Consider the following 22522-nt stretch of genomic DNA (forward strand, 5'->3'; position numbering starts at 1 on the left):
AATTACATAACATATATTACGTAACCTTAAATGTCACGGATTTAAGGCAAAGTGTCGGTTCCACTTTTGAAGGGGGGAAAGATTCGCTACAATAAGGAATATAGTGGATGAAACAACCTTTCGGAGGTACATATGACTGGGAATCTTACGGTGTTTTTGGCGTTTGCAGCGGGTTTTCTCTCGTTTATTTCGCCGTGCTGTCTGCCGCTTTATCCGTCCTTTTTGTCCTACATAACAGGGGTTACCGTGGATGAAGTGAAGAAGGGAAGAGCGGTTTTTCAAAAGCAGGCGTTATTACATACGCTTTTTTTCATTATTGGCTTTTCGATCATTTTTATTGCCTTGGGGCTTTCTACCTCTTGGATCGGCAGCCTGTTCGTCAATCAAAAGGATCTCATCCGGCAGCTTGGCGGCATTTTGCTGGTCGTTATCGGGCTGATCATGCTGCAAGTGTTTAAAATGGACTGGATGATGCGCTCTTTCAAGGTCGATTTAAAATCAAGACCTTTGGGGTATACTGGGTCCATACTGGTGGGAATGACCTATGCTGCTGGATGGACGCCTTGTGTGGGACCAATCCTCTCCGGCATTATCGTGCTTGGGGTAACCGATCCGTCCCGGGCGTTGACGTACACATTGGCCTATACACTCGGCTTTGCCATTCCGTTTTTCGTCATGACATTCTTCATCAGTAAAGTGAAGGCGATCGTCAAATATTCGGATCAATTCATGAAAGTCGGCGGGGGCGTCATGATTTTGTTCGGCGTGCTCTTGTACACCGACAAATTGACGGACATTACTCGCGTGCTCATTCAATTGTTCGGAGGCTTTACCGGATTTTAGATCAGGTCATGCAGAGGTGACGAAATGAAAAAGCTGTTGCTGGTTGTGCTGATTGTTGCGGGAGTTGGAGCAGCTGTGTGGGAAAAGCCCCAGGAGTCAGCGCCAGTCGTAGCCAACGTACAAAAACCGGAAGTAGGCTTTATGGCGCCGTCCTTTACTTTGACCGGGCTGGACAACCAGACGTACAAAGTAGAGGGCAAGCGAAGCAAGCCTGTCGTTCTCAACTTTTGGGCATCTTGGTGCGGGCCGTGCCGGATGGAAGCGCCTGACCTGCAAAAAATGTACGAGAAGTACGGCGGGCAGATCGACATGTACGGGGTGAATGTCACGAGCAATGACAGCCCTGAGGCAGCGCAAGCGTTTGTGCAGTCCTACAAGCTGACTTTTCCCATCCCGATGGATGTCAGTGGCTCCGTGTCGAACCGCTATCTCGTCCAGGCATTTCCCACGACCTACCTGATTGACACAGAAGGAATCGTCCGCAAAAAGATTATCGGGATGATTGACGCAGGCACATTGGAGCTGGAACTTCGCCAGCTTTTAAACGGCAAAAAATAAAGAGTGGAAACCGAACCGCAGGCGACAAATTGCCTGCGGTTTTCTTTTGCTGGGCGCGCTTGGGAGTGCCTGCCTATTTTGCACAGGGTCATTCCGTTTTGTATGTTTGCCTAAAGAGCGGGGTTGTTCTCCTTCATAGACTAGAGCACCAGGGCAAAGGGAGGGGAGCGAATGGCCAAGGGCAAAGGCAAGAAAGTAAAGAAGAAAAACAGTCGGCAGCATCCCAATCAGTTGAATCTTAAAATCGTGACGTCCAGTACATGCCTGGCGTGCAAACAGCAATGCGAGCGTGGCTTGGCGTATTTGGAGCGCATGTCCCAGCCTGGTGCGATCGGAAACGGGGTTCCCTGTATTCTTACCAAACCAAAGGCGTAGAGCGAGGCAGAGGCGCCCGACGGTCAGGAGATAATCCCAGCAGATGGAGCGGCGGGGTTATCTCTTTGTGCTTTTCGGGCGCAAGCCTCTCTCTAGCGGCACAGGACGCCATGTATTATACTGGAGAAAGCGTATTTGGCACAGAAAGGAGCTGTTTTTCGTGCGTCCCTTGCAAATCTCACCGGACACCGCCGTTAAGCTTGCAGAAGCCTTGAACGTTCCCCTGGAGCGGCTGATGCATATGCCGCAACACATTCTTTTGCAAAAAATGATGGAACTGGCCAAGCAGGAACAGGAGACAAACAAGCAAGATCCTGACCCATCCGAGTAAGGCGAAGAGGACTTTTCGCAACCGCCGTGGAAAAGATACAAGAACAAGTCCATACATATACTGGAGGAGAGCAAATGGCTGCAAATGTCGCACACAAGTTTCGCACAGGGTTGAAACCGCAAGCTTTCATCGAAGGCATGACCAAAAATCAGGATACGTTCCAAAACTGGTCAGAGGCGTTTGCTTGGGCAGATGAACAGGACCAGGCCTTTTTTGCCTCGTTGCAGCATCGGGATGATCTCAGATGTTTGATTTTGGCAGCAGAATGGTGCGGAGATGTGGTCAGAAACTTGCCGGTCGTTCTCCACGCTTTAAAAGAAACAGAGATGCCTGTTGAAATTTTGGTCATGGAAGACCACCTCGACCTGATGGATGAGTTTCTCACGATGGGCGGTCGCGCCATTCCAGTCGTCATTTTCGCAGATACAGGCGGACACGTGCTGGCAAAATGGGGCCCGAGACCTAGCCACGTACAGGCAATCATGACAGCGTTCAAACAGCAAAACCCAGATCGCAACGCCCCTGACTACGAAGAAAACATCAAGGTCGCTCGCGCAGAAATGCTCAAACAGTACGGAGAAGGCACGGGCTACCAGCAAGTCATTGTCAAAGAACTGAGAGAGCTGCTCTCCTCGATTTAACAAACGCGAACAACATACAGGGCGGAGTCGCGGCTCCGCCTATTTTCATGCAGAGAGGCTGAGATTGGATGCATTATTACGGAAACGAAACGATCATGTCCCTGGAGCAAGTTTTGCGTCTGGAGCCTTCCGAAGTGCGGATTTTAGAGTGGGTGCGCACCTATGAATTTTTGGAAAATCGCTTTGGTGTAGATGAGTCTGTGCCTTATTTTTTGGAGATCAAATGCGAGGCAGACCACGTCATGATTCGCAAAAACCGCATCCTGGACTTTCCGGACTACTCCTGTGAGGAGCAACTTTCGTTTGGGGAGGTGGAGCAGGCGCTTGCTGTTTTTCAACAATGGGCACAAGATATTTTAAAGCATGTCGTAAGCCCGTAAGAAAATGAGAAAAACCTATTGACGAAACTTGTGGTCCATGATAGAGTAAATAACGTCGTCTCGGACAAGCGCAAGCGGTAAGGAAGAGGCGCACGTTATTCAGCTGGGGAGATAGTGAAGTGGCTAAACACGGCAGACTGTAAATCTGCTCCCTCCGGGTTCGGCGGTTCGAATCCGTCTCTCCCCACCATTGATTTTCTAGCAGAAATGTGCTAGTATGTAACTACAGTTTTCTACATGCCGGTGTGGCGGAATGGCAGACGCGCGCGACTCAAAATCGTGAGGGAAACCGTGGGGGTTCAAGTCCCTTCACCGGCACCATATCTGAAAGACGACTCTTGGAATGTTTATTCCGAGAGTTTTTTTGTTTGCTTGTGGCGGCGGTCAGAAATTTAAGTGCATAATGCATGGCGCAATAAACGCTCAAGAAATTGCTCCAAAACGTCACTCGTGAAACCACAAGAAACTATAGGAATCCCACATGAACTTCGAAAATTTCGCCAGATTATGGGGATATTTGGTACAATAGTAATCGTTTACTTTTGAGTTGCTGGCAAGGGAAGAGAGGGCTGTATGAATAAGTGGGAGTACATTGTGGGAGCTGTTCTTGGTGTTATCTTTTTAGTCATATCGTATCTGATCGCGAGGTTTGTGTTCGGCTATCTTTCCTGGGCGGCGACGGGATTAGCTTTGGTGCTGCCACTCTATGCGTTTTATGCCTATATGACAAGGGTGGATGATCGCTCGACGGAAATATTGCGGTTTGTGAAAATTTCGTTTTCTGGTTCGCTCGTTTTTCTCGTTTCTTCATGGGCGTGCATCCAATATTTCGCCCCTTTTTTGGTCGCAGACATTGGCGATGTTGTCCTTCCTTAATTTACACTCTGCGGATGGCGGGAGCCTTTCTGGTGGTGTTTTTAATCGCAGGCGCATTGATTTCCAACCGCCCGCATTCGTGAGCGGGGCAGGGGTGGACAAAAGGATGGGGAGGCGGTATACTTATTATTGTTAAATATTTGAAGTGAGTAACTTTTCTCATTGTTGCGCTTGTTGCTGCAGGATGTGTGGCTTGATGTAGAAAAGTGAACTTGCGGGTGTAGTTCAATGGTAGAACTCTAGCTTCCCAAGCTAGTAGCGTGGGTTCGATTCCCATCACCCGCTCCATAGAGGTAATGCGTGAAAACCTTGAGGGATCAAGGTTTTTTCTTTTTGTGTGGGTGAGTTAAGTTCAGAAAAGCGGAGTTGTTGACGGATTGTTGATGAAATGTATTGGTCGTCGCTCATTCACGGGTTGAGTTTGCCCAATTTCAAGGCAGCTTCCTGGCAAAGTTTGTTGTAACGTGCGCATAGATATCTGCGATTGTTTGATATTTCTTATGACCAAGCCATTTTTGGACCTTATAAACATATTAGAGGATAGCCCTTTGTAAATGGTTAATGAATGGGCTAGAGTAAAGGATTCGAGCTAACTCCTGTTTATTCTTACTAAGCGTTTATGATTTTACAAATTTTTATATTTCGTGTCGACATTTTTTTGCATCATTTTCATTTTATTACCATTATTATGATTAAGAGAACGCTGATTTGAGGTGATATTATCAAAAAAATTCTCTTGGTTATACTTCTTGGGCTGTTGGCACTTAGTTTTTTTGATCTTGACGTTAGCATGGGAATAAGTAAAAAGGTTTCTGTAGTTATCACAGTTGCGGTTGTTGCTTGGATGACTTATCTGGACTATAGCGGTGGAGGAAAGACGAGTGAAAAAAAATCAAATAACTAAATCGTTACTAGCAGTTGCATTGACTACAGCTTTTCTATTGAGTGGATACTCTCAGGTAGCGGTACCTAATGTTCATGCAGCAGAACAAATTGATGACCGTGATCTTGATCTACTGCTTGAAATTGCAAAATCGGATTTGGAAGAAAAGACCTTTGCCAAGGACGGCATAGTTGTAAATGGGTACAGCAACTCCAAAGAAGCTGGGGTCAGCCAAGAAGCATTTGAAGAATTCGAAAAGATGATTAGCTTCGCAAATAACGAAATTAAAAAAGGGAATATGATCGTAGGCAAGAATATTTTAGATACAAAAGCAGATATCATAAACACAAATTCTAGTAAAGCTTGCAGTTCTAAGCAGTCAACCAAGAACATACAGCCTATGGCGTTTTATCTCGAATACTACGTAAGTGCAAGTAAAGCCACAAAGATAGGAAAAGCGTTGGCAGCAGGAATCGGAGGTGCAGCACTAGCTTCCTATCTTAAGCTTCCGGCTGCTGTAGCTGCAGTGCTTACTGCATTATACGGAGCAAATGAGTTGTGCAATTGGGATGGCAATGGATATACCCTCTACTATGTAATAACCCCAATTCCTGCCGGCTATTGCATACCAGATTGATTTTCATGTAGTCCGACAAATGAACGAACTCGGAAATTTCGCCGATTATGTATTGTTTCAATCTCTCTTGAAAAGTCTTATCTGCAAGTGTCAGCTCTATAGCGAGCGCCTATGTGCTACCAAGTGATCATTAAAGAATAGTAAATGCCCTCCTTCCATTATAGGAGGGAGGGCTTCTTGATAAAATTGTTTAGTATAAAACATTTTTGGAAAGACGAATAAATCCATGTTTCGGTTGTTCGATTGCCGCGATTTAAAAAGTCAATTGCTACTTTGATATCATTTTAGGTTCGTATGGCTTGTTTGTAGTAATGTAATGTTTGATTTCCATCATGTTTACTCTCCTAAAAGTTTTCTTGTTTAAATGAATTATCGGAAAAGTTACTTGACCAATGACAGAAAACAAAAGTTGACTGGTAAATTTAGAATTTACATAAAGGTATTGTAATCTACAAGACGAAGTGATTCTTCAATATTTCAAAGAGGGCATCAGCAAGAAACTCATCCGTTTTGGTGATTAATTCACCTCTCATTAACATTGACCACCCTTCACCGTGAGAGAACAGCGTAAAAGAAAGTAACCCCAAGATACTAAGTAGCTGACCTGTAGAATATAGCGGAAAGCAGTCATCGTAGTTGTATTTTTTTCCTGTATTTATTATGTATTTTTACATCCCTTGATACCGGGGAACAGAACTCGAATTCACGGTAACAAAACATGGGGGTGTAGCTGCATAAGTAAATTGCCAATAAAAACAGCCTCGCCATAACTTCGAGGCTGTTGACCAATTGTTGACGAACGATTGAACAAAACGCAATTATCAGGAAATCACCACATGAATCTGTCGATGATTTATTGTTGCAAGCGCAGCATACCAGAAAACAGGCAAATCGAAGAACTCATCAACGAAATGGCGGTGGTCAATGGGCTTGGAACATAGGCTTCTCAACGATACTGCTGAGAAACGTCTTATGAAGCAGATATACGTAGCCAAGACGCGTGGTAAACAAGAAGTTTTGAAGTCGTTTAGCAAATCGGTAAATGATAATAAAGGAGAGACAGGTTGATTTCACGAAAAAACATTTCGCATCGAGATATGTAAGAGGTGAATTGATTGTTACTCTTTTACATCAATTTCCCAATCTTCTGAGCCTGTAACCTTTCCTTTCTCAACAGAAAATCGAAGGGTATGTTTTCCTGCCTCTTGGAAGTAAATTGTCCCTTCATATCCATCCTCATAAGGTTGCATAACAATGCTTGCATTTTGGTTATTGTCAAAGTAAGTTACTTTTACCAGTGCATCCCGTAATGGCCTGCCATTATAATACAAATTACTCGCTACATCAATTGGGGTTTTGGCTACAATTCCATTGGCAGAACCGGCTTGTAAGTTCCAGTCAAATTCATTTCTCTGGGCTGGTGATGGCCCAAGGAAAAAACTTGCAGGAATTAAAAGTGCAAACAAGAAAGGCAGAACAACTATTAAGCTTCCAGATGCAAAAAGTTTTTTGTTCAAAATGAATTACCTCCGATTCTAATACGGAAACTGTTTCCATCTATAAGGACGAAGATGATGGTAATTAGTTACAATGTCGTTCAAATTTTTTTGCCGCCACTATGTAGAACTATTACACGGTTGAGGTTTATCAAAAAGAGGGGTAACAAACCATTAGGAGAGAATAGGCGGAAAGCAAGGAAGTACTACCTAAAGGCGCGTTTGTTTGATTAAATAGCCCACCGATTTGTGGGTATTCCAACAATATGACGTGTATCGACATCGAAGGGATCTGACAACAGCACAGGCTGCTGCTGCAACAACTGAGTTTAACCAGAGTACACATTGGGACACCGCATGACTTTTTGTAAACAGTAACAAGCGACTTTCATCTGCTCACTTGTCTGCTGATCATGACGGGTCTCGCCGGATGAACAGTAGCGAGCGAGACAGTGATTAGAATGCTTACGACAGCAGGAATCAGGTTGACAAGCAAGGCGCTGGGGAAGGGTTCGCCTGCTGGTCTAGCTGGATTAAGAAAATAGTAGAGAATCGCACAGAGGGCCTTTTCCAAAAGCGAGAAGGCTTTTTTCATGGGGGCTGCTGTTACGGCTCCCTGTTCATCAAAAACTTGGCATTTCAGAAAATAAACACTAGCAAAAAGCACCTGAATGGTGCTAAGATTTTTATGCCCGTTGTTAAGCTCTAACTTATCATCCGTTGACTGATCGCCGTGTGCGACGAAAGCCGCCTGCACGGTGAAGGCTCGTTATAAAACCGACAGATAGAGAAGGCATAAGACGAGAATAGCGGACCAGCAGTAATTAGTGCAGCTAATTCAACAGCTGTCATTGACTCTTCGTTTGGAGAGGATTCTGTTCCACGGACGATTACAGTTACAGCAAACGATCAAAACGGCAATCCGATTCAGGGCTATCAGTTTACATTTGATATCACTTTGACTCAAAGCGATATCAATACTCCAGAAGCGTACGGGATGTTCATTGGCGGTTCTCCATCTGGCATGCCATTCACCGCAACCACGACAAACGTGATGTTGCCAGTCACTGACGCTAACGGTGAAATCACTTTCCAACTCGGGTTATTGACACAACCGCTTGAAGTTGGGGACAGTATTTCAGTTCAGATCAAAACAAATGATAATTCCACTGACATCGGAAGTGCTTTTCTGTACAGCAAATAATCCGGGTGAGTCCTTAACAGAACAGTAGTAGGGAGCTGCAATTGCGGCTCCTTTTTCTTTTGCCAACAAGACTGACAGCGCGTCCCGATCTGACCTGGGCTTTTGTTGCCACAAAGGGGGAGAAGGCGGGGAGAAACAAGGATGAAGATAAAGACCTACCAAAATAGATTACCGGTATCCTGGCGGCTATCAGCAAGATCGAAACGGAAATCAAGCAGCTGATACCAAAAAAGAGAGGTTGCCAGGTTCGCACTGTTACATGAGGTGTGTTCTGGCGCCTGTTTTACTTGGCCTGCAGACTGGGGCGTATCACGGTGAAGAATTAGAAGGAGGATGCGACGAGGGGCCTTCCGTTTGGGTTTGGAAAAGAATCTGGAAGCAGCGAGCGGAGGGAGCTTCCAATAGGCGACAGCAAGATAGCACCAACAACAAAACAAACTAATTTTAATCGTAACAATGGGAAAACTACCAAGAAAACGCTGGATAGGGGAAAACGCATGATATCGGAATGTAAGCGATTTTTACTCGGTAGACCCATGAAATCAAGCGAGCTTGCCGCAGAAAAGTTAAATAAAGTCAAAGCTTTGGCTGTTCTTTCATCTGATGCCCTGTCTTCTGTCGCTTACGGGACCGAACAGATTCTCATCGTGTTGATTACGTTGGGTGCGGCAGCAATGTGGTACTCTATCCCGATATCGATTGCGGTGATCGGTCTTTTGACCATACTCATTTTGTCTTACCGCCAAACCATCTTTGCTTACACAACAGGCGGCGGGGCATACATTGTCGCAAAGGACAATTTGGGAACCACTTCTGGCCTGGTTGCGGGCGGCTCGTTACTTGTGGACTACATTTTAACGGTTGCGGTTAGTACGTCTGCTTCCACAGACGCGATTACTTCGGCATTTCCCGTGCTGCATGACCATCGTGTGCTGATTGCCCTGTTCATGATTACCATCGTAACGGTACTAAATTTACGCGGAATAACAGAATCCGCAACGGTTTTAATGTATCCTGTCTATTTGTTTGTCGTCGCTATTCTTGCGTTAATTATTGGCGGCGGGTATCAATGGATCGCGGGAAATGTCCAAGCGCATCCCCCTGAATACGGGGCCGTTGTTCCGGGTATCACGTTATTTTTGCTTTTGAGGGCATTCAGCTCAGGCTGTTCGGCATTAACAGGGGTCGAAGCTGTGTCAAATGCCATTCCTAACTTCAAGGAGCCAGCACCGAAAAATGCCGCAGCGACGCTTTTGTTGATGGGACTGATCCTTGGCGTCATGTTCATGGGCATTAGCTTGCTGGCGTATTTGTACGGGATTTCGCCAAGACGAGCGGAAACGGTGGTATCTCAAATCGCTTCGGCGGTTTTTGGACGCGGAATCATGTATTACTCGATTCAAACGGTCACTGCACTTATTTTATTTCTGGCCGCCAATACGGCTTTTGCGGCCTTTCCGTTACTCGCCTTTATGTTAGCCAAAGACAGATTTATGCCAAATATGTTCATGGTCCGGGGAGATCGTCTTGGGTTTTCAAACGGGATCATCTTTTTGGCGATCCTTTCCGCCATTTTGGTGATTGCTTTTGAAGGAGAAACGGAAAACCTCATTCCTTTGTATGCGCTAGGGGTCTTTATCCCGTTTACTTTGTCACAGGCAGGTATGATGAAACGCTGGATTTCGAAAAAACCGCCTGGGTGGCTGACGCCTTTTCTCATTAATACGTTGGGAATGCTAACGACGTTGACGATTTGCCTGATCTTTTTGGTGACGAAACTGTCGCAAGTATGGTCGATTTTTGTATTCCTTCCTATCGTTATTTTCATCTTCCGGAAAATTAACCAGCATTATCGAGAGCTGGCAGATGAGTTGCGACTTGATATCCAAACAGAAAAACCCGATCCAAAAGGGAGCGTCATCGTGATTCCGGTGGCCGGGATTTCGCAGGTGGTTAAAAATACGATTAGTTACGCTCAGTCCCTGTCAGACGACATTGTCGCTGTCTACGTCGGGTTCAGCGATGAAGACATGAAAAAAATGGAGGAGAAGTGGGCGCTGTGGAATCCCGGAGTGCGCTTGATTATCTTGCGTTCGCATTATCGCAGTATTATTAGGCCGCTGTTTAAGTTTATTGACACGGTGGAGTGGAAAAAGGCAGAGACGGATCATGTGACTGTCATGATTCCGCAGTTTATTACGAAGCGCTGGTGGCATAATTTGTTGCATAACCAGACGAGTTTATTGATCCGAGCGTATTTGTTCGCCCGCCAAGATGTAAAAATCGCTACAGTTCCGTATCGATTAAAGAAATGAAGTACAGAGTAATTGCTGCATGCATCCGATGAAAAACCTTGAGAGATCAAGGTTTTTCTTTTTGTGTTTGTGTGGCGATGAACATGGGCAGGCAAAAATCGCGCTTGGCGATATCGTGGACAAGGGCGTTGAGCTTTTGCTGCGCGACAAATCGCAGGCAAAAATTTTGCCCGATCCCCAGGCGTAATCTCTTTTTTGTGGGCGGTTGTCTTGCGAGCACCCACCCGTTCCCATGCACTTGATCGGTAGCCAAAAACAGCTTCATCCAGTATAATAATGAGAATAATTATCATCGAACTGGATGAATTTGGGCTTGAGGTGCATGCAAAATGAGTGCGGCAAACTTCCATGACAACTTTCAGTCTTATGTAGAGCGGCTCGGCGTACAAGCGCCTCACGGAAACGAGCAGGATCCAGCCACTGTGCCCGCAAGCGACGGAGAAGGCTATATCCGCCGGGTGATCCCGCGCAACGATATCGAGCTTGTGGTCGCGAAGCACGCCTTTTATCGCGAGCAGCAGCTTTCGGTGCAAACGACAGCCCCGATGGTGGAGCTGAATTTTTGCATGCAAGGCGCTCGTGCCCTGCATATCAAGGGCAGACAGCATGAGTTTACGACCGGAACGTGCTCGCTGCAATTCATGGGGCAGTTTGAGGCGGCTTTCGAATACAGGCGGGACGATCCGTTTTACATGCTGGGCATCGGGATTCCGGTGACGACTTTCCGCGAGTTCATGGCCGACGCGGAAGGGGGGACGGACGTAGAGTTCTCGCAAGTTCTCGGGCAGTCGCCTTTTCGGATTTGGCAAGAAAAAATCTCGCCGGCGGCTACGGTTGTCGCCGAGCGCTTGATTCAGGGGGCGTTGCAGCCGCGAACGAGGAATCTGGAGCTGCAATGCGGGGCTTTGGAGCTTTTCTCGATGGCTTTTCGTTCTTTTTTGACGGAATCAAACCCGGAGGCGGACAGTCTCTCCAAAAGCGATCGGGAAAAAATCCGGCTGGCGAGAGACATTGTTGTGGAAAACATGGCAGAGCCGCCGTCGCTGCTTGCCTTGTCCCGCATGATCGGCTTGAACGATTACAAGCTGAAGGTCGGCTTCAAGGCTATGTACAACAACACAGTGTTCGGCTTTTTGCGCGAAAAACGGCTGGAGAAGGCGTGGCAGCTGCTCCAGTCGGGCGACATGAACGTCACCGAGACGGCAAGCGCTGTCGGTTACTCGAACACGAGCTACTTCGCCGAAGCGTTTCGGGAGAAGTACGGAGTGAATCCGGGAGCTTTTGTCAGACAGACAGCCGCTTGGGCGAAGCAGTAAAAAGGATAGGGATGAGAAGCCGTTCGATGCCTAACATGTGGGCGTCGGGCGGTTTTTTTTCGTGCAGCGAGGCTCGTCTCGGTTTTTTTGTGAAAAGGATATCCGTACAACCAGCAAAGTAGTCCGTCTGGTGGTGGAACGGACTGGCGATGTTTAGTATCTTACCTTTTAGTGATAATGATATTCATTCACATATTATCGTGTGTATTTCCTGCCAGATGAAGGATCGACACAAAAAGGAGAGAGACAAGCGCATGGCAAAAAATGCCTCATTTTGGTTCAAACTCGTGTTCCTCGCGGCTTTGCTCGTGACAGGATGCAGCAGCAACGGAAGCAGCGAGAAAGCAACGCTAGGGGAGCAAAGCAACCAGACAGCCACTACTGCGGCCGCGACCACGCAGGATAACACCGCAACCGCAGTCGCCTATCCGAAAACAATCAAGCATTTGGCTGGCGAAACGGTCATTCCGCAAAAGCCGTTGAAAATCGCCACGCCGTACATTGCCTTCGTGGATTATCTCGCGGTTTTGGACGAGTATCCGATCGCCGCACAAGGCGTGGCGACGATCCAGCGCAATTTTCCCGTCCTGAGCAAGCGGTTGGAAAACAAAGACATCGCGGATCTCGGCATGGAGGTCGATCTGGAAAAGCTGCTGGCGATGACGCCGGACGTAATTATCGCGGCGAATGACATGACAGATCAATACGAAAGCTTGTCGCGGATCGCACCGACCGTCATCCTTCCCCAGGCTGGCGATTGGCGCGAGACATTGGAACAAATCGCACAGGTCATCGGCAAGGAAGACAAGGCGAAGAGCGTCTTGGCGGATTTCGACCGCAAATCGGCGGAATACAAGGAGAAGCTGGCGTTTCGCAGTCAGGAGTCGGTCATGTTTGTGATGTACAATGAAAAAGATACGTTCACGACATGGAACGACGGACGGTTTGACCCGTTTTACGTCGGCCTCGGTCTGAAACGCGTGGATGGCAACCAGGCGCAAGGACAGCTTTCCATTGAAAGTCTGGCTGCTTTGAACCCGAATCATCTGTTTGTGATCAACAACTGGCAAACGCCGATCGCCGGAGGGGTCAAAGCCGCTCTGAAAGACAACAAAGTGTGGAACAGCCTGAACGCGGTGAAAAACAATCATGTGTACGAGCTGAAAGACCCGTCTTTGCCTGGCCCGATGGCGCTTGCCAAAATCCAGGGGATCGAAGACATCATGCAGGCGATGGGCCAGTAATCTCCTGACCGAATCGCGTCCGCTCTCGACGTGAACCAGCGAAAACGCTATTGCCTAGGCAGTGGCGTTTTCGTTTTTGGCTTTTGCTTTTCGCCTATATTCGGTACACTTGTTTTAATTCAACTGGACTGGAAATGGAGTGGAACGAGCCGTGGCCAAGCAAGGAAAAACGAATGCGATGCGAATCTTGGAGAAAGAAAAGATCGAATATGCCATGCTGACCTACCAGACGGACGACGGAAAAATTGACGGAATTTCCGTGGCGCAAAAAATCGGCAGGGAAGCGGGTGTCGTCTACAAAACATTAGTTTCCCAAGGGACGAGCCGTGCTTACTACGTATTCGTCATTCCCGTGGAAGCCGAGCTGGACTTGAAAAAGGCGGCAAAAGCGGTTGGCGAGAAAAAAATCGAAATGATCCCGGTGAAGGACATTACCGCTGTAACCGGGTACGTGCGCGGCGGCTGTTCGCCCGTGGGGATGAAAAAACTGTTCACGACGATCGTCGACAGCAGCGCCGAACAGATGGGGCGGATCATCGTCAGCGGCGGACAGATCGGCATGCAGATTGAGCTGGATGTGGCTGGTTTGCTCCAAGCGACAAAAGGGCGGCTGGCTGACGTTTCCGGAGCGCCAAGTGAATAAAAGGCTCTTGTCTTGTCTGGATTTCCAAAACCTCATTGACACATCGGAATAATAGTAATAATCTAAACGGAGAAAATCTGTTACCGCCGATTGGTCAACCAAAGGCTCCTGTTCGCTACAGGGGCCTTTTTGCGTCCAAAAAAAGCGGGTAACACCAATGCCGACGGTGTAGGATTGAGGAGGAGAGACGATGGGACAAAAAAGACAGCTAAAGCTCGGAGCCATGATCCACGGGATCGGCGGCCATATGGGAGCATGGAGGCACCCGGATGTGCAGGCGGATGCGAGTGTCAGCTTCGCTTTTTACAGCCAACAAGCGCAAAAGGCAGAGGCGGGGAAGTTTGATCTCGTCTTCGTCGCGGATGGCTTGTATATTAACGAAAAATCGCTGCCGCATTTTTTGAACCGCTTTGAGCCGATTTCGATTTTGTCGGCTTTGGCCGGGGTCACGGGAAAGATCGGATTGGTGGGCACGGTGTCGACTTCCTACAGCGAGCCGTTTACGGTAGCCCGGCAATTCGCCTCGCTCGATCTGATCAGCGGCGGCCGCGCAGGCTGGAACGTAGTCACTTCTCCCTTGGAAGGGTCAGCGAAAAATTACGGCAACAAACCGCACCCGGACCACGCCTTGCGCTACCGGATCGCCGAGGAGTACTTGACGGTGGCAAAAGGACTGTGGGATTCGTGGGAGGACGACGCCTTCGTGCGGGACAAACAAACAGGCGTCTTTTTCGATCCGGCGAAAATGCATCGCCTGGATCATCAAGGGGAGTTTTTTGCTGTGCAAGGCCCGCTCAATATCGCCAGGTCCAGTCAAGGGCAACCCGTTATTTTTCAGGCAGGCTCCTCAGAAAGCGGCAAAGAGCTGGCAGCCAAGTCTGCGGACGCCGTCTTTACCGGGCAGGAAACGCTTGAGGACGCCCGGCGTTTTTATCGGGAAGTAAAAGAGCGGGCGGCAGCCTATGGCCGAAGCGAAGACGACATCCTGATTTTCCCCGGGATCAACCCGATCATCGGCAAAACGCCAGAGGAAGCCAGGCGCAAGCATGCGGAGCTTGCCAGTCTGATCGGCATTGAGCAGGCGCTGTATTATTTGGGCCGATTTTTTGACCACCATGATTTCTCCCAATATCCGCTGGACGAACCGTTTCCAGAGCTGGGCGAGGTAGGCAGCAACAGCTTCCGCAGCACGACAGACAAAATTAAGCAAAAGGCGAGGGAAGAAAACTGGACGCTGCGCCAAACCGCGCTCTACACGGCGACACCGGAAGGCGAGTTCATCGGCACTCCCGAGCATATTGCCAATCTGATTGAGCATTGGTTTTTGCAAAAAGCGGCAGACGGATTCATTGTTCAGGCGAATGTCCCGCGTGCCTTGGACGATTTCGTCGAGCTGGTCGTCCCGATTTTGCAAGAGCGAGGCTTGTTCCGCACCGAATATGAGGCGGACACGCTGCGCGGTCATCTCGGGATTTCTGTTCCCGCCAATCGCTATGCGCTGGAACAAGGCAAAAAGCCGGATGCAGCAGACGTCCATTCGTAAAGCACAAAGCATCTGCCGATGGAAAAGAGCTAATCAAGACACGAGTCTGCGGGAGCATTTCATTCAGCCCCGCAGGCTTTTTTCATGGCAAAAAAAGCTCCTTCTCGCGCCAAAGGCATCAGAAGGAGCTTTTTCATCGATGGAGATAAGGCAAGGCAAGGCGTATTCCTATTACTTGACCGTTAATTCGAGAAAGGCTTCCTGCAACAGTTCGTAAGACAGCAAGCGCTTCTGGAATGGCTTGATCGGGGTATGGATGATCAATTCCTCTACCTGATGCTTGGAAGCGATGGCCAACAGCTTTTCGCGCACCGACTCTTTTGTGCCGGCAATGACATTCGCTTCCTTTACTTCAATCGTGTAGTCCTCGTCGGATTGCTGCCCATACTCTTCCGCCTTTTTCAAACTCGTGACCGTGACGATTTTCCCGCTTTTCAGATGAATTTTGGCCACTTTCGTATCGGCGGAAAGCTGGGCGGCTTCTGCCTCGCTTGGCGCGACAATGACGGAAACAGCCAGGATCGCAAGCGGAGTGGCCCGTTTGCCTGGTCGAAACTGCTGGCGGTACGCGGCAAAGGCGGCTTGGCAAACCGTCTCGTCCTGGTTGATAAACAGCGCGAACACATACGGGACTCCGCGCTCTGCGGCAAGCTGTGCGCTGGCTACGCTCGTGCCCAGCAAGTAGATCCCGACTGGCTCATCCGGAATCGGCACTGCCTTCAAGCCGTACAGCGGGTGTGCCGGATGAAGCTCGTCGTGCAGGAACAGCTCAAGCTCCGCCAACTTTTCTTCGAGAGAGGAGCCGGATGTTCCCGGCTGCTGCAACGCCTTGGTCGAGAGCGGCAGTCCACCCGGCGCGCGGCCGATCCCGAGATCGATCCGCCCCGGAGCGAGAGAAGCGAGGACGTGAAAATTTTCCGCTACTTTATAAGGACTGTAATGCTGGAGCATGACGCCGCCTGAGCCGATGCGGATGCGGCTTGTTTTGGCCAACAGATGAGCGATCAGCACCTCTGGCGATGAGCCGACGACATGATCGAGGTCGTGATGCTCCGCCACCCAGAACCGATGGTAGCCCCACGCTTCCGCCTTTTGCACCAGTTCAATCGTGTGCTGGAGGGCTTCTGTTGCTGTTTCTCCTTCTTGAATCGGACTTTGATCGAGAATGCTCAAAGTAAGTGCCACGGTTTCTCTCCCCTAACGATGCGATTCTAAGGTCAAGCAAACACAAAAAGCCCCTTGCAAGTAAAAATCGCGAAGGGGCTTCTGGTGGTCCAGTCAGCTTATTTCCTTAGTTGTTTACTCGGATTTTAACGATAACGTATGCCGCTGTCAATGCAATCGTGAAAAATGCCTGCAGACCGTACGTTGAATTTACGCAGAAAAAATCCGTTGACGAAACAGATTGGGAATGATAATATCCCTAGTAATCCGATAAGAATTTAAAAAGTCATCGACCAGACCACTGGAGAGGCTTCCTGCTTGGCATCATACAGCAGGAAGTCTTTTTGTTTACCGGAGACGGAGAGAAAAAGCAGCGAGAAGATAGGGAGGGAATGGAAGTGTCTGATGGACAGGAGAAAAAAGTCGTCGTGTGGGGGCGAGAAGGTTGCTCCTATTGTGAAAATGTGAAAGCTATTTTGGAAACGAACAACCAGCCGTACGAATGGATCAATGTAGCAGGAAAAGACGTGTTGCGCGACGTTTTGGAAGTCAAGTACGGCACGCGCTTGATTCCGCTGGTGGAGATTGGCGGCGAGGGGAAATATGAAGCCTTGCTCTACAACCAGCTGGATCGGCTGGAGTCACTCCTGGATCGTTAGTTCGTTAGTTGCTTCCCGGCCCGAACAACCGCACAAAAGACAAAAGGCAGCGGAAGCAACTTCCCATAACCGGATCGATAAGGCGACAGACCGCTTGCGGTCACATTCCTTTTCAGGAAAAAGTCCCGACGTGTTTCCAAAGAAAAAGTCAGCTTGGCTAGGAGGAGATTGGATGGGAATCGGAGCGGCGGTTTGGAAGGAGCAGTCGCCGGCTGGCAGCCCGAGCGAGGCGAAAGAGGGCATGATCGCTTTTCAGCAAGTAAGCAAAACGTTTGAAAGCGGCGGCAAAACCGTCGAAGCGTTGAAAGACGTCACGCTCACGGTGGAAAAAGGCGACATTTTTGGCGTCATCGGCTTTAGCGGGGCAGGAAAAAGCACCTTGCTGCGCACCGTCAATTTGCTGGAGCGTCCCACAGCTGGCTCCGTCATTGTCGACGGAAAAGACTTGAGCAAGCTTTCGGTCAAAGAGCTGAGAAGCGTCAAGAAAAACATCGGCATGATTTTTCAGCAATTCAATCTGCTGGAGACCAAAACCGTGTTTGACAATGTAGCGATGCCGCTGGTGCTCGGCGACACGCCGAAAAAACAGATTCGCGAGCGAGTCGACGAGCTGCTGTCTTTCGTCGGTTTGACGGACAAAGCGGGCAGTTACCCGAACCAGCTCTCCGGCGGCCAGAAGCAGCGTGTCGGGATCGCCCGTGCCCTTGCGACCAACCCGTCGATTTTGTTGAGCGACGAGGCGACATCCGCACTCGACCCGCAGACGACCGAATCGATCTTGCAACTGTTGCAGCGCGTGAACAAAGAGTACAACATCACGATCTTGATGATCACGCATGAAATGAACGTCATCAAGGAGATTTGCAATCGCGTGGCCGTCATGGAGCATGGGGCGGTTGTCGAGCAAGGCAGCGTCCTCGATGTTTTTGCCAATCCGCAGACGGAAGTGGCACGCAATTTTGTCAAATCAGTCGTGCGCGATGATATTCCGCCAAGCGTGCACAAGCTGCTCGCAGCCAAACGGGGCAAGTCGAAAATTATCAAGATTCACTTCATCGGCGAAAGTACGGGACAGCCGATGCTCTCCCAGGTGGCGAAACGCTTCAACAGCGACGTGAATGTACTGTTTGGCAGCATCACAGAGCTTGCGGGCGTGCCTTTTGGCAATCTGATCGTGGAGCTTGCTGGCAACGAGGCGGACATAGCCCGCGCGTATCACTACATTCAGCAACAAAATGTGACGGTGAAGGAGATTGTTTCGTGATGGAAGTCAGTTCTGAGCAAGTTTTTCAGGCGCTGTATGAAACGGTCTACATGGTAAGTGTGTCACTGGTGTTTGCGACCGTGATCGGTTTGCCGCTCGGCATTTTGCTCGTCGTCACCAGAAAAGGGCACATTTTGGAAAATTCGGCGATCTTCTCGGCCTTGAATCCGGTGATCAACGTGCTGCGTTCTGTGCCGTTCATTATTTTGCTGGTGGCGATTATTCCGTTCACACGTCTGGTGGTGGGAACGTCCATCGGGACGACTGCGGCGATTGTTCCGCTCGTGATCTACACGGGGCCGTACATCGCCCGACTGGTGGAAAACTCGCTGCTGGAAATCAACCCCGGCATTATTGAAGCAGCCGAGGCGATGGGAGCGACTCCGCTGCAAATCATTTTCCGCTTCCTCATTCCCGAGACACTCGGGTCTTTGATCCTCAGCATTACGACTGCAACGATCGGACTGATTGGTGCAACAGCGATGGCCGGAGCGGTTGGCGGCGGAGGAATTGGCGACCTGGCGATTACATACGGGTACCAACGCTTCAGCACGATCACGATTGTGGCAACGGTCATCATTTTGGTCGTGCTCGTCCAGGGCATTCAATCATTGGGCAACGTGTTCGCCCGGAAAATCCGCCGAAATTAATCGAAACCTCGCAAAAGACAGGAGAGAAACCAACGATGAAAAAGCTCGCCATTTCCATACTGCTGACCCTCGTGACGATTGTCGCCGCAGGGTGCGGAAGCGCAGCAGACCAAAAAAGCTTGAAAATCGGGATTCGCGGCTCGGAATCGCGGACGTGGGAGTTCGTGAAGGAGCAGGCTGCCAAACAGGGGCTTGCCATCGAACTGGTGCAATTCAATGCCAACGTCAACCCGAATACGGTGCTGTTGGAAGGCGAGATCGACGCCAACGCTTTCCAGCACGTCGCTTTTCTCGATCAGTTCAATACGAAAAACAACTCGGAAATCGTTCCCGTCGGCTCGACGATCATCGCGCCGCTGGGCATTTACTCCGACAAGTACAAAAAAATCGAAGAAATTCCGGACGGGGCAAAAATCGCCCTGCCGAACGACGATTCCAACTGGGGCCGCTCGCTGCTTTTACTCCAGGAAGCGGGCTTGATCAAAGTCGTTGACAACTTTGACGGCTTCGGCGGCCAAGACAAAATCAAAGAAAATCCGAAAAAGCTGGAAATCGTTCCGGTCGATCCGGCGACTACGCCGCGCGTCATGAAAGACGTGGCCGCTTCGATCATCAACAACGGGACGGCGGTCGAAGCGGGCTTTTTGCTCAAAGACTCCATTTTTCACGAAAGCAAAACCGCCAAGCCGTACATTAACGTGATCGCGACCACCAAGCAAAACGAGAACCGCGAAGAGTTGAAAAAGCTGGTCGCCGTGTACCAATCGAAAGAAGTATCGGATTTTATCACCCAGACTTATAAAGGAAACTACATTCCGACACAAGTGACGGTCGAGGAGCTGAAAAACTTCAAAGACGCGTTTAAAAGCAAGCCGTAAAGCCGTTTGAACAGCAAGGCAGCAAATTTTATTTCAGGAGGAAGGGGAGCAGTGCCATGCCGCAAAAAAGACAGATTCACTTGTCCGCCTATCTGGTAGGGACCGGGATTCACGTCGCCTCCTGGCGTCTGCCGGAAGCGCGAAAAAATGCCAGCATTGACATTGAATACTACAAATATTTGGCGCAGACAGCCGAGCGGGGCAAGTTCGACATCGCATTCATCGCGGATAGCCTGGCGGTGAACGAAGACTCGCACCCGAATATTTTGAACCGTTTCGAGCCGACGACATTGCTCGCTGCCCTCGCTGGCGCGACCAGTAAAATCGGCTTGGTCGCCACAGCGTCGACCACGTATTACGAACCGTACAATCTCGCGCGCCTGTTCGCCTCCGTCGACCACATCAGCAACGGCCGCGCGGGCTGGAACATGGTGACGACCGGAGACGCTACCGGGGAAACGGGACGCAATTTCAGCCGCAATAACCACCTGGAGCACGATCACCGTTACGAGTGGGCTGAGGAGTTCATCGATGTCGTTCAAGGCTTGTGGGATTCCTGGGAAGACGACGCTTTTGTCCAGGACAAGGAAACGGGCGTCTTTTTCGACCCGAATAAGCTGCATCGACTCCATTACAAAGGAACGTACTATTCGGTCCAGGGGCCGCTGAATATCGGCCGATCGAGACAGGGGCAACCCGTTATCGTGCAGGCAGGCGCGTCTGAGCCAGGACAAAGGCTGGCAGCGCGTACCGCCGAAGTGGTCTTCTCGCATGTCAAAGATTTTGAACGCGCCAAAGCATTTTACCGCAGCTTGAAAAGCAAGCTGGCCGATTACGGTCGCACGCCTGACCAGCTGCATATTTTGCAAGGCATTTCGCCGATCGTCGCGGATACGAAGGAAGAAGCGGAAGCGATCCATCGCCGTCTGCACGACTTGCTTTTGCCGGAGCAAGGGCTGCGCTTTTTGTCCGGCTACTTGGGCAAGGTCGATTTCAGCAAATACTCGCTGGACACCCCGGCAAAAGAAGTGGAGTTCCCGCAAGACAACGGGATTCAAAGTCATTTTGAGTGGATGACAGATTTGATCCGCCAAAAAAATCCGACTTTGCGCGAGCTGTACGCCCTGCTCGAAGGCGGCCCCAATCGCGAGCTGATCGGCACGCCGGAACAAATTGCCGACGTGCTGGAAAAGTGGTTTACCCAAGGGGCGGCAGACGGCTTCATGTTCATCGCTCCAGTTTTGCCGCAAGGTTTGGAAGCTTTCGTGGACAAAGTCATCCCGCTGTTGCAGGAAAGAGGCTTGTATCGCCACGATTACGAGGGCGATACGCTGCGGGAGCATCTCGGGCTGGAAAAACCGTACAACCGCTTGGCCGTGCGCAGCCGGGCATTAAGCGAAGTCGAGTCCTGAACGTAGCAGCAGGTCAGGTGACAGAAGAAAGGAGAGGTTCAGGATGAGCACAGAAACGCAGGAGCTGACACGAACCGATTGGGAGCAAAAGCTGATCGCGATTCGCAGACAGTTGCATCAATACCCGGAAGTGGCCTACGAAGAATTTGAAACGACCCGTTCGATTCGGGAGTGGCTGACAGAAGCGGGGATTCGCCTGATCGAGCTGCCGCTGGCAACAGGTGTCGTGGCGGAAATCGGGGGCAAAAACGCTGGCCCTGTGATCGCCTTGCGCGCCGACATCGACGCGTTGCCGATTCAGGAGGAGACGGGGCTGCCCTATGCCTCGACCATCGTCGGAAACATGCACGCTTGCGGGCACGACTTTCACACCGCCGTCATCCTGGGCGCTGCTTTTTTGCTGAAGCAGCAGGAGGAAAAGTTGCCCGGAACGGTGCGTCTGCTGTTTCAGCCGGCAGAAGAAAAAGGTACGGGCGCCGCGCTTTTGATAGAAAAGGGCGCTTTGGACGACGTGACAGCGATCTTCGGGCTGCACAACAAACCTGATCTGGAAGTCGGGACCGTCGGGATCAAGCCGGGAGCGTTGATGGCGAGTGTCGATGGCTTCGATATCGAGGTGGAAGGGCTCGGTACACACGCGGCAATTCCTCACGCCGGAATCGATCCGATTGTCGCCGCATCGCAGATCGTGACCGCGCTGCAATCGATTGTCAGCCGCAACGTCAGCCCGCTGGAAAATGCGGTTGTCAGCGTGACGACGATCCACGGAGGGACGACCTGGAACGTGATCCCGGATAAGGTCGCTCTCGGCGGCACAGTCCGCACGTTTCAGGAGGAAGTCCGGCAGAAAATCCCGGGGCGCATTCGGGCGATCATCGAGGGAGTCGCTGCGGCATACGGGGCGAAAGTGAGCCTGCGCTGGTTCAAAGGCCCGCCTTCCGTGCAAAACGACGGCCCTTTGACCAAACTGGCGGCCGAAACAGCGGAGAAGCTCGGCTTGCAAGTCGTCACGCCTGAGCCGTCCGCCGCAGGGGAAGATTTCGCCTATTATCAGCAAAAAATTCCCGGCGTGTTCGTTTTCGTCGGAACATCCGGGACAAACGAATGGCATCATCCCGGATTTACCGTAGATGAACGGGCGATTGCGATCAGCGCGAACTATTTTGCCGAGCTGGCCTGGCGTGCTCTGAAAGGCGGGTGAGAGTAGCAG

The 22522-nt window shown here is 50.0% G+C and carries 23 protein-coding genes and 3 tRNA genes; 23 read left to right on the plus strand and 3 right to left on the minus strand.

Annotation, left to right across the window (positions count from 1 at the left end; genetic code table 11):
- The first annotated feature begins 132 nt into the window (after nt 1–132).
- The 11 genes from M2298_RS10655 to M2298_RS10705 all read left to right on the plus strand — a co-directional run bounded on the left by M2298_RS10655 (nt 133) and on the right by M2298_RS10705 (nt 5524).
- Complete coding sequence (locus M2298_RS10655; protein ID WP_122965435.1) at nt 133–843, plus strand: cytochrome c biogenesis CcdA family protein; 711 nt, start codon at nt 133–135, stop codon at nt 841–843.
- A 24-nt stretch (nt 844–867) separates the two neighbouring features.
- Complete coding sequence (locus M2298_RS10660) at nt 868–1401, plus strand: TlpA family protein disulfide reductase (protein ID WP_122965436.1); 534 nt, start codon at nt 868–870, stop codon at nt 1399–1401.
- A 171-nt stretch (nt 1402–1572) separates the two neighbouring features.
- The gene (locus tag M2298_RS10665; RefSeq protein WP_173596587.1) at nt 1573–1776 is read left to right on the plus strand and encodes a hypothetical protein; all 204 of its coding nucleotides are present in this window, start codon (nt 1573–1575) and stop codon (nt 1774–1776) included.
- A 160-nt stretch (nt 1777–1936) separates the two neighbouring features.
- Nucleotides 1937–2107 carry a YycC family protein gene (locus M2298_RS10670; RefSeq protein ID WP_274874002.1) on the plus strand — a complete coding sequence of 57 codons (171 nt, stop codon included), beginning with the start codon at nt 1937–1939 and terminating at the stop codon, nt 2105–2107.
- Nucleotides 2108–2181: 74 nt separating this feature from the next.
- On the plus strand, nt 2182–2748 hold the full coding sequence (locus M2298_RS10675; protein ID WP_122965438.1) for a thioredoxin family protein: 567 nt from the start codon (nt 2182–2184) through the stop codon (nt 2746–2748).
- A gap of 68 nt (nt 2749–2816) precedes the next feature.
- Nucleotides 2817–3128, plus strand: coding sequence for a hypothetical protein (locus tag M2298_RS10680; protein ID WP_217021217.1), 312 nt, complete (start codon nt 2817–2819; stop codon nt 3126–3128).
- A 105-nt stretch (nt 3129–3233) separates the two neighbouring features.
- Nucleotides 3234–3318 (plus strand) — tRNA-Tyr (locus M2298_RS10685).
- 49 nt (nt 3319–3367) lie between these two features.
- Nucleotides 3368–3449: transfer RNA gene (locus M2298_RS10690), tRNA-Leu, on the plus strand.
- A gap of 252 nt (nt 3450–3701) precedes the next feature.
- The gene (locus M2298_RS10695) at nt 3702–4004 is read left to right on the plus strand and encodes a hypothetical protein (protein WP_122965440.1); all 303 of its coding nucleotides are present in this window, start codon (nt 3702–3704) and stop codon (nt 4002–4004) included.
- Between the two features lie 214 nt (nt 4005–4218).
- A tRNA-Gly gene (locus M2298_RS10700) sits at nt 4219–4292 on the plus strand.
- A 593-nt stretch (nt 4293–4885) separates the two neighbouring features.
- On the plus strand, nt 4886–5524 hold the full coding sequence (locus tag M2298_RS10705) for a hypothetical protein (RefSeq protein WP_280648494.1): 639 nt from the start codon (nt 4886–4888) through the stop codon (nt 5522–5524).
- A 1118-nt stretch (nt 5525–6642) separates the two neighbouring features.
- On the opposite strand, the gene M2298_RS10710 is transcribed toward M2298_RS10705, so the two are convergent.
- Nucleotides 6643–7041 carry a hypothetical protein gene (locus M2298_RS10710; protein ID WP_173596590.1) on the minus strand — a complete coding sequence of 133 codons (399 nt, stop codon included), beginning with the start codon at nt 7039–7041 and terminating at the stop codon, nt 6643–6645.
- 367 nt (nt 7042–7408) lie between these two features.
- Nucleotides 7409–7777 carry a hypothetical protein gene (locus tag M2298_RS10715; RefSeq protein WP_173596591.1) on the minus strand — a complete coding sequence of 123 codons (369 nt, stop codon included), beginning with the start codon at nt 7775–7777 and terminating at the stop codon, nt 7409–7411.
- Nucleotides 7778–8721: 944 nt separating this feature from the next.
- Between M2298_RS10715 and M2298_RS10720 the strand changes: the two genes are divergently transcribed.
- From M2298_RS10720 to M2298_RS10745, 6 genes are all read left to right on the plus strand, one after another.
- Nucleotides 8722–10539, plus strand: coding sequence for an APC family permease (locus M2298_RS10720; protein ID WP_122965441.1), 1818 nt, complete (start codon nt 8722–8724; stop codon nt 10537–10539).
- A gap of 61 nt (nt 10540–10600) precedes the next feature.
- On the plus strand, nt 10601–10726 hold the full coding sequence (locus M2298_RS10725) for a hypothetical protein (RefSeq protein ID WP_255679058.1): 126 nt from the start codon (nt 10601–10603) through the stop codon (nt 10724–10726).
- A 142-nt stretch (nt 10727–10868) separates the two neighbouring features.
- On the plus strand, nt 10869–11855 hold the full coding sequence (locus tag M2298_RS10730; RefSeq protein WP_122965442.1) for a helix-turn-helix domain-containing protein: 987 nt from the start codon (nt 10869–10871) through the stop codon (nt 11853–11855).
- Between the two features lie 254 nt (nt 11856–12109).
- The gene (locus M2298_RS10735) at nt 12110–13099 is read left to right on the plus strand and encodes an ABC transporter substrate-binding protein (RefSeq protein WP_280648495.1); all 990 of its coding nucleotides are present in this window, start codon (nt 12110–12112) and stop codon (nt 13097–13099) included.
- A 178-nt stretch (nt 13100–13277) separates the two neighbouring features.
- Nucleotides 13278–13742, plus strand: coding sequence for a Cys-tRNA(Pro) deacylase (ybaK, locus tag M2298_RS10740; protein ID WP_122965498.1), 465 nt, complete (start codon nt 13278–13280; stop codon nt 13740–13742).
- Nucleotides 13743–13932: 190 nt separating this feature from the next.
- On the plus strand, nt 13933–15285 hold the full coding sequence (locus tag M2298_RS10745) for an LLM class flavin-dependent oxidoreductase (RefSeq protein ID WP_274873996.1): 1353 nt from the start codon (nt 13933–13935) through the stop codon (nt 15283–15285).
- A 171-nt stretch (nt 15286–15456) separates the two neighbouring features.
- On the opposite strand, the gene M2298_RS10750 is transcribed toward M2298_RS10745, so the two are convergent.
- Complete coding sequence (locus M2298_RS10750) at nt 15457–16470, minus strand: LLM class flavin-dependent oxidoreductase (protein WP_274873995.1); 1014 nt, start codon at nt 16468–16470, stop codon at nt 15457–15459.
- Nucleotides 16471–16847: 377 nt separating this feature from the next.
- Here M2298_RS10750 and M2298_RS10755 point away from each other — a divergent pair, with 377 nt between their 5' ends.
- The 6 genes from M2298_RS10755 to M2298_RS10780 all read left to right on the plus strand — a co-directional run bounded on the left by M2298_RS10755 (nt 16848) and on the right by M2298_RS10780 (nt 22513).
- On the plus strand, nt 16848–17108 hold the full coding sequence (locus tag M2298_RS10755; RefSeq protein WP_274873994.1) for a glutaredoxin family protein: 261 nt from the start codon (nt 16848–16850) through the stop codon (nt 17106–17108).
- A gap of 241 nt (nt 17109–17349) precedes the next feature.
- A complete protein-coding gene (locus tag M2298_RS10760; protein ID WP_141254259.1) occupies nt 17350–18372 on the plus strand; it encodes a methionine ABC transporter ATP-binding protein in 1023 nt (340 codons plus the stop codon).
- A complete protein-coding gene (locus tag M2298_RS10765; protein ID WP_122965447.1) occupies nt 18372–19022 on the plus strand; it encodes a methionine ABC transporter permease in 651 nt (216 codons plus the stop codon). Before M2298_RS10760 ends, M2298_RS10765 begins: the two co-directional genes overlap by 1 nt.
- Nucleotides 19023–19057: 35 nt before the next feature.
- Entirely contained in the window at nt 19058–19900 is an 843-nt protein-coding gene (locus M2298_RS10770) for a MetQ/NlpA family ABC transporter substrate-binding protein (RefSeq protein ID WP_122965448.1), read from the plus strand.
- Nucleotides 19901–19956: 56 nt separating this feature from the next.
- Nucleotides 19957–21312, plus strand: a complete 1356-nt coding sequence (locus M2298_RS10775; RefSeq protein ID WP_242771222.1) for an LLM class flavin-dependent oxidoreductase — start codon at nt 19957–19959, stop codon at nt 21310–21312.
- Nucleotides 21313–21355: 43 nt separating this feature from the next.
- Nucleotides 21356–22513, plus strand: coding sequence for a M20 peptidase aminoacylase family protein (locus M2298_RS10780; RefSeq protein ID WP_280648496.1), 1158 nt, complete (start codon nt 21356–21358; stop codon nt 22511–22513).
- Nucleotides 22514–22522: the final 9 nt, after the last annotated feature.

It is taken from the genome of Brevibacillus sp. 1238, from assembly GCF_029892995.1.
Classification (GTDB): domain Bacteria; phylum Bacillota; class Bacilli; order Brevibacillales; family Brevibacillaceae; genus Brevibacillus; species Brevibacillus parabrevis.

Excerpts from the sequence above, each read along its gene's own strand:
- M2298_RS10660 (WP_122965436.1), top strand. The coding sequence starts at position 868 with ATGAAAAAGCTGTTGCTGGTTGTGCTGATTGTTGCGGGAGTTGGAGCA.
- M2298_RS10735 (WP_280648495.1), top strand. The coding sequence starts at position 12,110 with ATGGCAAAAAATGCCTCATTTTGGTTCAAACTCGTGTTCCTCGCGGCT.
- M2298_RS10760 (WP_141254259.1), top strand. The coding sequence starts at position 17,350 with ATGATCGCTTTTCAGCAAGTAAGCAAAACGTTTGAAAGCGGCGGCAAA.
- M2298_RS10695 (WP_122965440.1), top strand. The coding sequence starts at position 3,702 with ATGAATAAGTGGGAGTACATTGTGGGAGCTGTTCTTGGTGTTATCTTT.
- M2298_RS10765 (WP_122965447.1), top strand. The coding sequence starts at position 18,372 with ATGGAAGTCAGTTCTGAGCAAGTTTTTCAGGCGCTGTATGAAACGGTC.
- M2298_RS10745 (WP_274873996.1), top strand. The coding sequence starts at position 13,933 with ATGGGACAAAAAAGACAGCTAAAGCTCGGAGCCATGATCCACGGGATC.
- M2298_RS10775 (WP_242771222.1), top strand. The coding sequence starts at position 19,957 with ATGCCGCAAAAAAGACAGATTCACTTGTCCGCCTATCTGGTAGGGACC.
- M2298_RS10780 (WP_280648496.1), top strand. The coding sequence starts at position 21,356 with ATGAGCACAGAAACGCAGGAGCTGACACGAACCGATTGGGAGCAAAAG.
- M2298_RS10665 (WP_173596587.1), top strand. The coding sequence starts at position 1,573 with ATGGCCAAGGGCAAAGGCAAGAAAGTAAAGAAGAAAAACAGTCGGCAG.
- M2298_RS10655 (WP_122965435.1), top strand. The coding sequence starts at position 133 with ATGACTGGGAATCTTACGGTGTTTTTGGCGTTTGCAGCGGGTTTTCTC.
- M2298_RS10680 (WP_217021217.1), top strand. The coding sequence starts at position 2,817 with ATGCATTATTACGGAAACGAAACGATCATGTCCCTGGAGCAAGTTTTG.
- M2298_RS10720 (WP_122965441.1), top strand. The coding sequence starts at position 8,722 with ATGATATCGGAATGTAAGCGATTTTTACTCGGTAGACCCATGAAATCA.
- ybaK (WP_122965498.1), top strand. The coding sequence starts at position 13,278 with ATGCGAATCTTGGAGAAAGAAAAGATCGAATATGCCATGCTGACCTAC.
- M2298_RS10675 (WP_122965438.1), top strand. The coding sequence starts at position 2,182 with ATGGCTGCAAATGTCGCACACAAGTTTCGCACAGGGTTGAAACCGCAA.
- M2298_RS10730 (WP_122965442.1), top strand. The coding sequence starts at position 10,869 with ATGAGTGCGGCAAACTTCCATGACAACTTTCAGTCTTATGTAGAGCGG.
- M2298_RS10770 (WP_122965448.1), top strand. The coding sequence starts at position 19,058 with ATGAAAAAGCTCGCCATTTCCATACTGCTGACCCTCGTGACGATTGTC.